The sequence below is a fragment of the Rhodococcus sp. LB1 genome, from assembly GCF_001583455.1.
GTDB lineage: Bacteria > Actinomycetota > Actinomycetes > Mycobacteriales > Mycobacteriaceae > Rhodococcus_F > Rhodococcus_F opacus.
Map to the genome: position 1 here is coordinate 16,219 of NZ_LTCZ01000001.1, position 14,456 is coordinate 30,674.

12 protein-coding genes are annotated in these 14,456 nt (G+C 66.3%); 7 read left to right on the forward strand and 5 right to left on the reverse strand.

The genetic code is table 11. The features are described 5' to 3' along the window. Positions 1–54: 54 nt before the first annotated feature. From AZG88_RS00095 to AZG88_RS00115, 5 genes are all read right to left on the reverse strand, one after another. A complete protein-coding gene (locus AZG88_RS00095) occupies positions 55–3,339 on the reverse strand; it encodes a protein kinase domain-containing protein (protein WP_061696753.1) in 3,285 nt (1,094 codons plus the stop codon). 103 nt (positions 3,340–3,442) lie between these two features. Then, positions 3,443–5,095, reverse strand: a complete 1,653-nt coding sequence (locus AZG88_RS00100; protein WP_005242767.1) for a 3-(methylthio)propionyl-CoA ligase — start codon at positions 5,093–5,095, stop codon at positions 3,443–3,445. After that, positions 5,092–5,481 carry a hypothetical protein gene (locus AZG88_RS00105; RefSeq protein ID WP_005242764.1) on the reverse strand — a complete coding sequence of 130 codons (390 nt, stop codon included), beginning with the start codon at positions 5,479–5,481 and terminating at the stop codon, positions 5,092–5,094. Before AZG88_RS00105 ends, AZG88_RS00100 begins: the two co-directional genes overlap by 4 nt. Then, positions 5,478–5,939, reverse strand: coding sequence for a hypothetical protein (locus tag AZG88_RS00110; RefSeq protein ID WP_005242762.1), 462 nt, complete (start codon positions 5,937–5,939; stop codon positions 5,478–5,480). Before AZG88_RS00110 ends, AZG88_RS00105 begins: the two co-directional genes overlap by 4 nt. Then, entirely contained in the window at positions 5,936–6,928 is a 993-nt protein-coding gene (locus AZG88_RS00115) for a zinc-binding dehydrogenase (RefSeq protein WP_061696754.1), read from the reverse strand. The genes AZG88_RS00110 and AZG88_RS00115 overlap by 4 nt, the downstream gene beginning before the upstream one ends. Before the next feature lie 122 nt (positions 6,929–7,050). On the opposite strand from AZG88_RS00115, the gene AZG88_RS00120 reads away from it, so the two are divergent. The 7 genes from AZG88_RS00120 to AZG88_RS00150 all read left to right on the forward strand — a co-directional run bounded on the left by AZG88_RS00120 (position 7,051) and on the right by AZG88_RS00150 (position 14,278). Continuing rightward, positions 7,051–7,980 carry an amidohydrolase family protein gene (locus AZG88_RS00120; RefSeq protein WP_025432790.1) on the forward strand — a complete coding sequence of 310 codons (930 nt, stop codon included), beginning with the start codon at positions 7,051–7,053 and terminating at the stop codon, positions 7,978–7,980. Between the two features lies 1 nt (position 7,981). Next, positions 7,982–8,986 carry an NADP-dependent oxidoreductase gene (locus AZG88_RS00125; RefSeq protein ID WP_061696758.1) on the forward strand — a complete coding sequence of 335 codons (1,005 nt, stop codon included), beginning with the start codon at positions 7,982–7,984 and terminating at the stop codon, positions 8,984–8,986. 117 nt (positions 8,987–9,103) lie between these two features. After that, positions 9,104–10,321, forward strand: a complete 1,218-nt coding sequence (locus AZG88_RS00130; RefSeq protein WP_061696755.1) for an acetyl-CoA C-acetyltransferase — start codon at positions 9,104–9,106, stop codon at positions 10,319–10,321. Positions 10,322–10,385: 64 nt separating this feature from the next. After that, positions 10,386–11,144 (forward strand): SDR family oxidoreductase, encoded by a 759-nt coding sequence (locus tag AZG88_RS00135; protein WP_061696756.1) that lies wholly within the window; start codon positions 10,386–10,388, stop codon positions 11,142–11,144. A 91-nt stretch (positions 11,145–11,235) separates the two neighbouring features. After that, positions 11,236–11,991 carry a 3-oxoacyl-ACP reductase FabG gene (gene fabG / locus AZG88_RS00140; RefSeq protein ID WP_005242751.1) on the forward strand — a complete coding sequence of 252 codons (756 nt, stop codon included), beginning with the start codon at positions 11,236–11,238 and terminating at the stop codon, positions 11,989–11,991. After that, on the forward strand, positions 11,988–13,181 hold the full coding sequence (locus tag AZG88_RS00145) for an acyl-CoA dehydrogenase family protein (RefSeq protein ID WP_061040946.1): 1,194 nt from the start codon (positions 11,988–11,990) through the stop codon (positions 13,179–13,181). The genes fabG and AZG88_RS00145 overlap by 4 nt, the downstream gene beginning before the upstream one ends. After that, complete coding sequence (locus tag AZG88_RS00150) at positions 13,178–14,278, forward strand: acyl-CoA dehydrogenase family protein (protein ID WP_061696757.1); 1,101 nt, start codon at positions 13,178–13,180, stop codon at positions 14,276–14,278. The genes AZG88_RS00145 and AZG88_RS00150 overlap by 4 nt, the downstream gene beginning before the upstream one ends. Positions 14,279–14,456 lie beyond the last annotated feature (178 nt).

Here is a 14,456-nt window from a genome sequence, read left to right on the forward strand (position 1 = left end):
GCGGACCGATTGGTACCCGCCCGGAGCTGCACGTATGCGGTGACGGGATGACCGCTAGTCCCGGGTGGCGGCCTGCTCTGTCACCCAGGCCGCGATCTGTGCCCGGGAGGAGAATCCGAGTTTCGCGAGAATGTGCTCGACGTGGCCCTGCGCGGTGCGTTGGGAGATCACGAGGCGGGCGGCGATCGCCTTGTTGGTCAGACCCTGCGCGACCAGGTCTGCGACCTGGCGTTCACGTGTGGTCAGAGCCGTAGCGGGATCGGCGCGCGGCGGTGCGGCCGGTGCAGGTTCGCCCAAGGCGTAGGACACGGCGGCGTCGAAACTCAGCGCCTCGCCCTCGTGGGAGGCAGCGGTGAAGGCACGTTGACCGAGTGCTCGGCGCGTGACAAGTTCGCATTCCTCATGAGATCCGGTCAAGTTCGGGATCTGAAGAGTGGAGGTGCCCACGCGCCGTCGTAGCACCTCGGCGGCGGCCATCAGGACTGCGGCACGGTGGAAATGGTTCTCGGAGGACGAGATCCAGGCGAGGATCTCGATGCACCAGGTAGCCCCCAACGGATCGTCGACCAGGCGGGCCAGCTCGAGTCCCTTCCGCAGCAGCATCACTGCGCGATCACGGTCACCCTTTCTCCACATCACCAGGCCCAAGGTGAGAGACGAGCGTCCGCAGGTCACCGATTCGCCATGGGATTCGGCAATCCGGATCGCCTCTTCGAGGCAAGCGGTGGCGTCCTCGGTGTGCCCGAGTACCTCGTGAGTCAACCCGATCCCGTGCAAGGCCGTGATGTACGCAAGGAGATTGTTCTCCCTGCGCAGGACTGTCAGGGCGTCGGTGTACGAGCGCACGGCGCGATCCGGATTGCCGCTGTGCAGCGCGTGAGCTGCGGTGGCGTGATGCATGAGTGCACGATCGAGGGCACTTCCCCGGCTTTCGGCCAGTGCACGCCCTCGATCTATCAGCGCAGCTGCCCGCTCCAGATCTTCGTGTCTGGTGGCGAGAACACCGGCCGAATACAACGCCTTCACTCGGAGCGCGGTGTCGTGTTCGTCCTGGAACGCCAGCGCGCGGTCGAGCCAGCGGCGGCCTTCGCGGAGCCGTCCACGGGAGAGCCAGAACGGAAACAGAGCAGTAGCGATCTCCAGTCCTGCGTCGGCTGAGGAGTCATCGGCGTCGGACAGGCTGAACTCCATCGCTTCGCGCAGGTTGGGTTGTTCTCGGTCGAGGCGAGCGAGCCAGACGACCTGTCGGTGGCTGATCCACCCGGACTCTGCGTCGAGGGCAAGTTGCCGATACCAGCTACGGTGCCGTCGTCGGATCTCCGACAAGGTGCCGGCCTCTTCGAGCTTGTCCCGGCCGTAGTCACGCAGCGTTTCGAGCATCCGAAAACGCACAACGGCCCTCGATTCCTCGCGAATGAGGATCGACTTGTCCACCAGCGACGCAATGAGATCGAGCAGACCGCCCGGTTCGGCGTCGTACGTGTACACCCATTCGGCGGCTTCGAGTTCGAAGCTACCGGCGAAGACCGACAGCTGGGCCCAGAGCCGCTGTTCTGCTGGGAGACACAGGTCGTAACTCCAGTCGATGCTCCATCGCAAGGTCTGCTGACGGGTTGGCGCACTCCGACTCCCGCGGGTCAGCAGCTCGTACCGGTTGGTCAACCGTTGCAGGATCTGTTCCGGCGACATGGTGCGCAGCCGGGCCGCCGCCAATTCGATGGCCAGGGGCAGACCGTCCAGCCGGATGCAGATTCGGGCGACGGCGACGGCGTTGTCCTCGGTGACCTCGAAGCCGGGCACCGTGGTGGCGGCGCGCTCGGCGAACAACGTCACCGCGTCGTAGCTGGGCAGGCCCTTCAGCGAAGGTTCCGAATCCGACTCCGGAACGGTCAACGGGCGCACTCGGATGGCGGATTCCCCAGCGACATCCAGGGTTTCGCGACTTGTTGCGAGAACTCGCAGGCCGGGGCAGGTCCGCAATAGCGTCTGCGTCAGGTCCGCCGCTGCGTCCACCACCTGCTCGCAGTTGTCGAGCACGAGCAGCATTTCCCGTGTACGCAGGAATTCGACGAGGGTGTGCAAGGGTTTCAGCGAGCGGTGGCGCAATCCCAACTCGGTCGCCACGACTTCTCCCAACAACGATCCGTCGTGCAGGTCACCCAATTCGACCAGCCGAACTCCATCGGCGAATGCCCGCTGGGTGCTGGCCGCGACCCGTAGCGCCAGTCGGGTTTTGCCGACCCCACCGATTCCGGTCAAGGTGACCAGCCGTGACGCCGAGAGCAGCCGCTTGGTGTCGCTGAGTTCCTTTCGCCGGCCGACGAAACTCGTCAACTCCAGCGGGAGATCCCCGTCGGTACCCGAGGTGGAAGGGGGCGGGGGCTGATCGGTCGGTGATCGCCCTGTCGACAGTTGTGTCGGGTGCTCGGCGTCGGGTTCGGAGCGGAGCGACATCTCGTCGATCGGGATACCGCGGTTGAACTGGATTTCCTGTAGGGCTTCGCCCAGGGTCGCAGCGGAGGGGCGCTCCCGCGGATCCCGGGACATCGCGCGTTCCACCACTGCGGCCACGTCGGCATCGATTCCGGCTTCGCCCAGGTCCGGCGTCGGTTGCGTGGTGATCCGCAGGAACTGTGCGACCACCTGCTCACCGCTACGGCGCTCGAACGCCGCGTGCCCGGTCAGCGCCGCAAACATCGTCGCCCCCAGCCCGTATACGTCTGAGGACGGACTCGGCGGGTCGCCACCGAGGACCTCCGGGGCGGTGAAGGCCGGTGATCCGGTGATGGTGCCGGTGGCGGTCTGGAAACCGCCGGTGATGTGCGCGATCCCGAAGTCGGTCAGCGCCGGGTCGCCGTAGTCGGTGAGCAGGATATTGCCGGGTTTGACGTCGCGGTGAACGATGCCGAACCGGTGCGCCGTCTCGAGGGCGCCGGCTATCTTCACCCCCAGCCGCAGTGTCTCCGCCATCGTGAGTGGGCCGTGCCGGCGGATCCGCACGTCGAGGGAATCCTGTGGGTGGTACGGCATCACCAGGAAGGGGAGACCGCTCTCGGTGACGCCGACTTCGAGCACACTCACGACGTTCGGATGTCCGGTCAGCCGGCCCATCGCCCGCTGCTCGCGGAGGAATCGGGCCCGGTTCTCGTCGTCGAGATCGCCGGTGAGAACCTTCACCGCCACCGCACGGTCCAGTGCGGACTGGGTGCAGCGATACACCACCCCGAAGCCTCCGCGCCCGATCTCCCGGGCGTCGTCGAACCCGGCCGCGCGCAGTTCGTCCGTGGTCGCGGAGACTGTGGCGCGCTGAGTTCGGAGGGGATCGCCGTCGGCCGTCAACGTGCTATCCGTCCCTGTGAACCCCTGGGAGCATCTGATCAGCCTCTCGACGACGTCCCCTCAGACTATCGCCATATCGCCGCACCCGTCTCGAGCAGTGTCGTCACGGGGAGTCGCGGAGTTGTGCCGAATCCGCGTCCACGTCGATCAGGTAGTCCTGGAAACGTTCCCGCAGTGGAGCCTTGAGCATCTTGCCGGTCGCTCCCATGGGAATCGAATCGGCGAAGACGACGCTGTCGGGGATCCACCATTTGGCCATCTTGCCTTCGAAATGGGCGCGTAGTTCCTCGGCGGAGAGGCCGGAGCCACGTTTCCGTACTGCGACCAGTAGGGGACGCTCGTCCCACTTGGGATGCCGTACGCCGATGCAGGCCGCCGTGGTGATGTCCGGGTGGCCCATCGCGATGTTCTCGATCTCGATGGAACTGATCCATTCGCCGCCCGACTTGATGACGTCCTTGCTGCGGTCGGTGATCTGCATGAACCCGTCCGGGTCGATGGTTGCGATGTCACCGGTGGGGAACCAGCCGTCGACGAGCGGGTCCTTCCCGGCCTGTCCGAAATACTGCGACATGACCCAGAGACCCCGGGCCATCAGGTGACCCGCGGATACCCCGTCCCACGCGAGTTCGTGGCCGGTGTCGTCGACGATCTTCAGGTCCATGCCGAAGACGCATCGTCCCTGTTTGCCCTGCACGGCGTACCGTTCCTCGGGCGCCGCCTGAAGGTGCGTGTTCTTCAGGACCGAGGCGGTACCGAACGGGCTGGTCTCGGTCATGCCCCACCCGTGGACGACGGTGACGCCATGGGTCTCCTCGAGTTCGCGGAGCATCGCGGGGGGACACGCTGCACCGCCGATGACGGCGCGTCGCAGTGTGGTGAACCGCAGGTTTCGTCGTTCCACGAACTGGAGTTGTCCCTGCCAGACGGTGGGCACGCTTGCCGACACAGTGACCTGCTCGGTCTCCTGCAAGTCGTAGAGCGCCCCGCCGTCGAGGTCGGGCCCCGGAAAGACCACCTTCGCGCCGACCATGCACGCGGCGTAGGGGAGTCCCCAGGCGTTGACGTGAAACATCGGCACGATCGGCAACACACTGTCGCGCGCGGACAGGCCGACCGAATCGGGCAGGGCGACCGCGAAGGAATGCAGGACCGTGGATCGGTGGCTGTACAGGACACCCTTGGGGTTTCCGGTGGTTCCGCTCGTGTAACACAGCGAGGATGCGGTGGCTTCGTCGAACACGGGCCAGTCGTAGGTTCCGTCCTGGGCATTCAGGAGGTCCTCGTAGGCCAGGAGCGCGCCGGGATCACGGGGCAGGTGGTCGCGGTCCGACATCAGCACGAAGTGCTGCACGCTGGTCAGACGCGGCGCGAGTTCTTCGATGACGGGCAGGAATGTGAGGTCGAAGAAGAGCACCGTGTCTGCGGCGTCGGCGACGATCCACTCGAGTTGGTCGGGGTGCAGACGGGGGTTGAGGGTGTGGAGGACGGCACCGGACCCGGAGACCGCGTAGTAGAGCTCGAGGTGCCGATATCCGTTCCAGGCCAGGGTCGCGATCCGGGTGCCCGGTTGCACACCCAGCGCCTCGAGCGCCTGGGCCAGCTGCCGTGACCGTGTGGCGAGGTCGCTGAAGGTGTAGCGATGAAGGTCGCCTTCGACCCGCCGGGAGACGATTTCTTGCTGACCGTGATGGCGTTCGGCATGGGTGAGGAGGGAGGAGACCAGCAGGGGCTGGTCCATCATCAGACCGTTCACGGGAGTCTCCTGGTTGTCGACAGTTCGGATTCCCGGGCGCGCGCCGAGATCTCCGACAGCAGGGCGAGTGCCCGCTGTGCTGCGTTGGGGCCTCCGTCCACGTCGCCGCGGACGAAGAGGGGGCGCAGTTCTTCGATGTCGCCGAGGGCGCGGAGCAGGTCGGGTTCGACGATCGAGTATTTGCGCAGTGTGTTCACCACCAGCATGGACGTGTGCACGATGTCCTCGTCCTCGGGGGAGACGCCGTGGTTGTGCAGGGCGTAATTCGCCCAGTGCGTGCCGGCGAGCATTGCGGCCTCGATCTTCATCTCCCAGTCGTGGTCGCCGCAGTGCGCTACCGCACGCTCGATGCGCTCCGCGAGGAAGCGATGACGTTCCGCCTTCATGACGCCTTCTCCGTCATCCCGGCCCTCGCGAACAGGATCGCTTGCACCCGTTCGAATTCGCGCTCGCATTCGCCGACGATGTACCGGGTGGGGCGGCGCTCACCGCGCAGGCACGGGTCCCGGTGTTCCTCGAGCGCCTCGAGGGCGATTTCCAGACATTGGATGTCTTCGGGAATCTCACCCTCGATCGGGGGCCACCCGACGTGGCTGACGTCGCCGGGGCCGCGCAGCACGCGCGCGTAACCACCGTCGGGCTGCTGCGCCAGGTGAACGCCGGGAATGGTGGAGAAGACCGGGTCGTCGCTGGTGAGGCCGGCGAGGTGCAGACAGGCGTTGTAGGCGTTGGTGCCGGCGGTGAGGGTGGTCCAGTACCACAGCTCGAAGTTCTCGATCGGGTCCAACCGAGTGCGCAGGTCGGTGAGCCGGTGGAACTTCTCCACATGGGATGCGGTCCTCATGAAGCGTCCGCAAGGGCGTCGTCGACCAACAGGACGATCTTGCCGAAGTGCTGGTCGGTCTGCATGTAGGCGTGGGCCGCCGCGATCTCGTCGAGGCGGTACGTCCGGTCGACGGTCGTCCGTATCGTGCCGGCTTCGAGCGGCACGAGCAGGTCCCGGGCGCAGGCCTGTACACAGGCCAGTCGTTCCTCCTCGGTGCGGGTGCGAAACGTTACCCCGATGAGCTTCAACCGCTTCAGCCACAGCACGTTGAGATCGATGGTGGCGGTGCTCGACCCCAATCGTCCGATGTTGACCAATCGGCCCTGCACCGCCAGGGACTCGAGATTGGCTTCGAAGGTGGTGCCGCCGACGGAGTCGACGATGATGTCGACGCCATTGCCCGTGGTGAAGCCGGCGACGGCATCGACCTGGTCGGTGGTGGAGACGTCGATTGCGCAGTCCACCCCCGATGTTTTCAGCCGCTCGACCTTGTCTGCCGAACGGGACGTGGCGACGATGCGGGACGCGCCCATTGCCCCGGCAATCTCGATCGAGGCCAGCCCGATGCCGCTCGATGCGGCGTTGACGAGCACTGTTTCGCCGGTGCGCAACTGTCCGTTGGTGATCAGCGCGTCGTGCGCGGTGATGAACACGTTGGGGAAGGCCGCGGCATCAGCCCAGGAGACGGAGTCCGGTACGCGCATCAGGGCGCGCGACGCGGCCAACGCGTACTCCGCCTGGCCGCCGTTCCCGTGCCCCATCACCCGATCGCCTTCGCGCCACTGGGTCACACCGGCACCGACCGCAGCCACCTCGCCCGCGAACTCGACCCCGATCGGTTGCGGCTCGCCGGTGCGCACCCGACCGGCCTGCAGGATCTCTCCACGGTTGAGCCCGGCGGCTTTCACCTTCACCAGCACCTGATCGGGGCCGGGGGTAGGCGTGGGGACGTCGAGGACGGTGACCTTGCCGCCGTCGGGATGGGGGACTGCGCGCGCTGCTCTCATGGGCTGCTCCTTCGACTCGATTGAGGAATTGATGTCGACATTAATCAAAATTCGCGTATTCTGCTAGCCAGCGGGCCACAAATTCCGGCCCCGGTTCATGTATCCGACTTCAGGAGACAGTCATGAGTGCTTCGTCTGCAGAACGTCTCGCCCGACTTCAGGGCAAGATCATCGACTTCCGTCTGCGGCCCCCGACAGGCCCCTACCGCAACTTCTTCACCCCCACTGTGGTGGGCTCGGTCAATCGCATCCTCGGTCACAGCGTGCCCCGCTCCTACACGATCAGTACCGATCCCTTCCCGCAGGCAGAGGAACGCGCACTTCGTGCCCTGATCGACGAGATGGACGCCGTCGGAGTCCGCCTCGGTGTGATGAACGGTCGCCATTCGGTGAATCGTCCTGTGCCGGTGCACATCGAGGACGCCGACCTGGCCGAGCTGACGCAGCGCACCGACAACCGCGTCCTCGGGATCGCCGGCATCGACTTCGACAAGCCCACCGAGGAGATCATCGCCGGGCTCGACACCGCGATGAAGGAATACGGCCTCGTCGGTGTCTGCATGGAGCCCGGCCTGGCACGCGAGCCCATGTACGCCGACGACGAGCGGATCTTCCCGATCTACGAGAAGATCGCCGAACTGGGTGTGCCGCTGCTGTTCATGACAGGGCCGCTGGCGGGACCCGACATCAGCCACACCGATCCGGTCCGTTTCGACCGGGTGGCCAAGCGCCACCCCACCATGCCGGTCATCCTGGGCCACGGCTGCTTCCCCTACGTCAACGAGGCGATCGCACTGGCGTTCAAGAGCGAGGCGACGGGCATTCACAACGTGTTCGTGTCCCCGGACGTCTACGCGTTCGCCCCGGGCGGACAGGGCTACACCCAGGGCATCAACTGGCTGCCGAACCGGTTCGTCTACGCGTCGGCCTACTCGTTCTGCGGTGTCGAGGAGTCGGTGCACGAGACCCTGAAACTCGACATCGACGACGCGGCGCTCGACGCCTACATGTACCGCAACGCCGAGGCGCTTCTGCGTGGGATGGGTGCGTGAGATGACCGGACGTAACACGAAGGTGACGATGCGGCGGCATCCCGCCGCCATGGTCAGCGAGGACGACTTCGCCGTCGAGGAGACCGACCTGCCCCGGCCCGGCGACGGGCAGGCCCTCGTCAGGGTCCTGTACCTGTCGCTGGACCCGTACATGCGGCCGATGATGGACCCGGTGCGCTCCTACGTGCCGCACCTGAACCCAGGCGACGTCATGCCGGGGGCGACCATCGCCGAGGTGATCGAGAGCAACGAACCCGAGCTGCCGCAGGGCACCGTCGTGGCGTGCTCTCTCGGGTGGCAGACCCACGGTGTGGTGACCAAGGACGCAGTTCGCGTCATCGACCGGAACGCCGGCCCCGTGTCGGCCGCGCTCAGTGTGCTCGGAATGACCGGAGCCACAGCGCATTATGGTCTTCTCGAGCTCGCCAAGCCGGCCGCGGGCGAGACCGTCGTCGTGACGGCGGCCTCCGGTGCGGTCGGCGGTGTGGTCGGACAGATCGCCAAGATCAAGGGCTGCCGGGTGGTCGGTATCGCCGGTGGAGCCGAGAAGTGCCGGTACGTCGTCGACGAACTCGGCTTCGATGCCTGCATCGATTACAAGTCCCCGGACTTCGAGAGGCAGCTCGAGGCCGCAACGCCCGACTACGTCGACGTCCTGTTCGAGAACGTCGGGGGTCCCGTACTCGACGCTGTGCTCGGGCGCATCAACGACCACGCACGCATCTCGCTGTGCGGCAACATCAGTGACTACAACGCCGACGAGCCGTACGGTCTCCGGGGTCTACGCCACCTGTTGATGCATCGGGTCACGGTCTATTCCTTCGTGATCGCCGAGCACCGCGACTACTGGCCCACTGCGATCGCCGAACTCTCCGGCTGGCTTGCAGAGGGAAAGATCAAGTACCAGGAGGACATCGCGGAAGGCCTGGAGAGCGCGCCCAAGGCGTTCATCGCGATGCTCACCGGCGGAAACTTCGGCAAACAGCTCGTCAACGTCGGGGCGTGACCCTTCCGATGCCCGCCTGTGCGGCCCTCGGGCGCACAGGCGGGCATCGGATCGCGCATTCCGCACTCTTGTCACAAGCAATCGTTCCATCCCCAAACTCCCGAAAGGTCCATCAGCATGCCGGAAGCAGTTGTGGTCGCCACCGCTCGGTCTCCGATCGGTCGCGCGTACAAGGGGTCGTTGCGCGAGATGCGACCCGATGACCTGGCCGTGCAGATGGTGCGGGCCGTGCTGGCGAAGGTGCCGGCACTGGACCCGACCGAGATCGACGATCTGATGCTGGGTTGCGGTCTGCCCGGTGGTCGGTCCGGGCACAACATGGGTCGCGTGGTGGCGGTCCTGGCCGGGATGGATCACCTGCCCGGCACGACGGTCACCCGCTACTGTGCGTCGAGCCTGCAGACGACGCGGATGGCGCTTCACGCCATCAGGGCTGGTGAGGGTGACGTCTTCATCTCGGCAGGGGTCGAGAGCGTCAGCAGCTACACGTGGGGAAACTCCGACAGCCTGCCCGATACGTTCAATCCGCTCTTCGCGGAGGCGCAGACCCGGACGGAGAAGTTCGCCGGTGGTGGCCAGACCTGGGCCGATCCACGCGCCGACGGTTCCCTCCCGGATGCCTACATCGCGATGGGGCAGACAGCGGAGAACGTTGCGCAGCTGATGGGTGTGAGCCGCCGGGACCAGGACGAGTTCGCCGCGCGGAGTCAGAATCGGGCGGAAGAAGCTGCTGCCCAGGGATTCTGGGCGAACGACATCACGTCGGTGACACTGCCCGACGGCAGTGTGGTGTCGGCCGACGACGGCCCGCGCACCGGGGTCACCCTCGAGGCAGTCTCCGAACTGAAGCCGGTGTTCCGTCCGGACGGCACGGTGACCGCCGCGAACTGCTGCCCACTCAACGACGGCGCCGCCGCCGTCGTGGTGATGAGCGATACCAAGGCACAGCAACTGGGTCTCACCCCGCTTGCGCGGATCGTCTCGACCGGAGTCACCGGTCTGTCCCCGGAAATCATGGGCCTGGGTCCGGTGGAGGCGAGCCGGCAGGCCCTGCGGCGGGCCGGCCTGACGATCGACGACATCGACCTGGTCGAGATCAACGAAGCATTCGCCGCCCAGGTCATCGCGTCGGCCCGGGAACTGGGTATCGACGACACGAAGCTGAACATTCACGGCGGAGCGATCGCCCTCGGCCACCCCTTCGGGATGACCGGCGCACGAATTACCAGCACACTGATCAATTCTCTTGTCCACCAGGACAAGCAATTCGGTCTCGAAACCATGTGCGTCGGCGGCGGCCAGGGTATGGCGATGGTGCTCGAGCGGCTGAGCTGAGCCCGACCACAACACGAGTTCGCCGCCGCGGCGAACCCGAATCCAGAGAACCGGAGCAAGTGAGATGAACACACGATTGGACGACAAGGTCGCGATCGTCACCGGAGCGAGCCGGGGAATCGGACTCGGCATCGCCGAGCGACTCGTGGCCGAGGGCGCCAAGGTGGTGATCACCGCCCGTAAGCAGGATGCGCTCGACGAGGCAGTGGCGTCCCTGGGCGGCCCCGAGTACGCGCTCGCGGTGGCGGGCAGGAGCGACGACATCGATCACCAGACCGAGACAGTCAAGCGCGCGATGGACGCGTTCGGCAGTATCGACCTGCTCGTCAACAACACCGGAATCAACCCCGTCTACGGGCCGATGGTCGAACTGGACCTGGACGCAGCCCGCAAGATCGTCGAGGTCAACTGCCTGGCGGCGCTGTCCTGGGTGCAACAGGCCCACAACGCCTGGATGGGCGCGCACGGCGGGTCCGTCGTCAACATTTCGTCGGTGGCCGGAATCCAGCCCGCACCGGGCATCGGCTTCTACGGCGCGACCAAGGCGATGCTCACACATCTCACCGCCCAGCTGGCCGTCGAACTCGGCCCGGATCTACGCGTCAACGCGGTCGCTCCGGCGGTGGTCAAGACCCAGTTCGCGACCGCCCTGTACGAGGGCAGGGAAGACGAGGTCATCGCCGCCTACCCGCTCAAACGGCTCGGTGTGCCGCAGGACATCGGCAGCGCAGTCGCCTTCCTGCTCTCCGACGACGCAGCGTGGATCACCGGGCAGACCATCGTCGTCGACGGCGGCCTGACATTGACCGCAGGAGCCGAATAGTCCTGCGTCGCAGCGTCTGTTCCCACCCTCGTGAGCCGTCCGGCTCCCACATTCTTCATCAACGATCCTCATCAAACACAAGGAGCGAGACATGTCTGATCAGCGCACCGCCATCGTGACGGGAGCTGCTCGCGGAATCGGCGCCGGCGTGGCGAAACGGCTGAGCCGCGACGGATTTGCCGTCGCACTATTCGACCTCGAGGAAGCTGCCGGCAAGCCGGTGGTGGAGGAGATCGAGAAGGCCGGGGGTCGCGCCCTCGCAGTCGGTGTGGACGTCGGCGACGAGCAGGGGGTGGCGCAGGCCGTCGACCGGGTTGCCGAGGAGCTGGGTGCCCCGACGGTGCTGGTGAACAACGCCGGCATCACCCGCGACAACCTGCTGTTCAAGATGACGACCCAGGACTGGGATGCGGTGATGACCGTTCACCTGCGCGGCGCATTCCTGATGACCCGTGCGACGCAGAAGTACATGGTCGACGCCGGGTGGGGCCGGATCGTCAACCTCTCGAGCACGTCGGCGCTGGGCAACCGGGGCCAAGCCAACTACGCGGCGGCCAAGGCCGGTATGCAGGGGTTGACCAAGACGCTGGCGCTCGAGCTCGGCAAGTTCGGCGTGACCGCGAACGCGATTGCTCCCGGGTTCATCGAGACCGAGATGACCGTCGCCACGGCGGAACGGATGGGGATGTCGTTCGAAGACTTCAAGGCGATGGGCGTCGCGGACATCCCGGTGGGCCGGGTCGGCCAACCGGAGGACATCGCGGCGACCGTGTCGTTCTTCGCCCGCGAGGAATCCGGGTTCGTCTCCGGCCAGGTGGTCTACGTCGCCGGCGGGCCACGGGCATGACCGCGGAGAGCACCATTCACCGTGAGCTTCGCGCACGAATCGCGGAGCTCACCACATCCTTTCCCCCTCGGTCCACGGAACCTCGCGAGTTCCAGGGCGCCCGCTTCGACGCCGGGCTGGCCTGGGTGCACTTCCCTCTCGGGCTCGGCGGCCTCGGCCTGTCCCGATCGCTGCAGGGATACGTCGAGGAGTTGCTCGAGGAAGCCGGGGCGCCGGACAACCCGGCACGGCGGATCGGCATCGGCCTGGGTATGGCCGGCCCGACCATTCTCGCCTTCGGGACCGAGGAGCAGAAGCAGCGATTCCTGCGTCCGTTGTGGACGGGCGAAGAGGTGTGGTGTCAGCTGTTCAGCGAACCCGGGGCCGGCTCGGATCTGGCGGCGGTCGGTACCCGCGCCGTCCGCGCCGGTGACCACTGGGTTGTCAACGGGCAGAAGGTGTGGACCTCGAGCGCCCACGAAGCGGACTGGGCAATTCTGTTGGCTCGCACCGATCCCGACGTGCCCAAGCATGCGGGGATGACCTATTTCCTCGTGGACATGACCGATCCCGGTGTGGAGGTCCGGGCGCTCCGGCAGATCACCGGAGAGGCGGAGTTCAACGAAGTGTTCCTCACCGATGTGAGGATTCCCGATACGCACCGCGCCGGGCAGGTGGGGGAGGGCTGGAAGGTCGCCAACGCGACCCTCACCAACGAGAGGGTCGCTATCGGCGGCGACGATTCCGTCCGCGAAAGCGGCATGATCGGCAGAATCGCGTCGACCTGGAGGGAACGGCCCGAGGTGCGCTCGACCGCGCTTCACGACGAGCTGATGACCAGCTGGGTGGAATCGGAAGTATTCCGGCTCACAGGAATTCGCGTCAGACAGAAATTGGCGGTGGGTGCGCCCGGGCCCGAGAGCGCCGGGCTGAAGCTCGTGTTCGCCCGCCTCGCGCAGACCATCAGCGGCCTGGAGGTCGAGGTCAACGGTGAAGACGGATTGCGGTACAGCGACTGGACGATGACTCGCCCCGACGTCGTCGACTTCACGGGCCGTGACGCGGGCTACCGGTATCTGCGCGCAAAGGGGAACTCCATCGAGGGCGGAACGTCCGAGATCCTGCGCAACATCGTCGCCGAACGCGTTCTGGGGCTGCCCACCGAACCGCGTGTCGACAAGGACATCGCCTGGAAGGACGTACCCCGATGAGGGAGTCGAACCTGCTCTACACCGACGTCGAGGACGCATTGCGTGAGGCATTGCGGGACTTGCTGACCGCCCGCTGTCCCGCCGGCGCGGCGACCGCGCTGTACGACGGCGACCGATCGATCGTGCCGCTTCTGTGGAAGTCGCTGGCCGCCGAGTTGGGTCTGGCCGCCCTGCTGGTGCCGGAATCGGCGGGCGGAGCGGGCGCCACGGCCCGCGAGGCCGCCGTCGTCCAGGAGGAACTCGGTCGGTTCGCGGCGCCGGCGCCGTTTCTGACCAGCGCGCTGGTGGCCACCACTGTGCTGAACTTCTCCGATGCGGACGACTTGCTTTCCGAGCTCGCCTCAGGCGAGCGCACCGCGGCCCTCGTCGTCCCGCTCTCCGCGAGCGTTGCCTCCTTCACGCCGGTCGTGACCGCGACGCCCCGTGGAACGGTGACCGGCCAGGTCACCTCGGTAGCCGGTGCGGTGGAGGCGGATCTCCTCCTCGTTCCGGTGCGAGTGGACGAGGGCATCGAGGTGCACGCCGTCGATGCCGCGGCTGTCGATGCCGCCCCCGTCGTCTCCCTCGACATGGGACGGCAGCTGGCCGACCTGACCTTCGACGAGGCGCCCACTCGCGTGGTGCTCGGCGCGGAGGCGGGCGGGCCGGCAGTGCTGGCGGGGTTGCAGATCGGAGCCGCCCTGCTGGCGTCGGAGCAGGTCGGCATCGCGCAGTGGTGTCTCGACACGACGGTGGACTATCTGCAGCAGCGCCGACAATTCGGCAGGATCGTCGGCGGCTTCCAAGCGCTCAAACATCGGCTCGCGGACCTGTACACCGACGTCGAAGGTGCCCGTGCGGCAGCTCGATACGCTGCGGCGTGCGCTGCGGAGAACGACCCCGATCTCGCGGTTGCCGCCTCCATTGCCCAGGCGTTCTGTTCGCAGGTGGCGGTCAAGGCAGCCGAGGAGTGCGTGCAATTGCACGGCGGCATCGGTATGACGTGGGAATATCCGGCGCACCTCTACCTCAAGCGCGCCAAGGCCGACCAGATCGCATTCGGCACGCCGAGCGTGCATCGCACAGTCTTGAGCGAACTCGTACGCCTGCCGATCTAGAGGCTACGGAAACCGGTAGCGACGGAATGGATCTCGACTATCGGTGCCGCTCGTCGCAACACACACCTTCTACCGCAGGAAGTCGATAAATGGATACATCACGAAGTGTGGCACAGCCACCCCCGACGATCGGCGTGGTCCGTGAATCGAGTGTGGACGAGCGTCGGGTGGCGTTGGT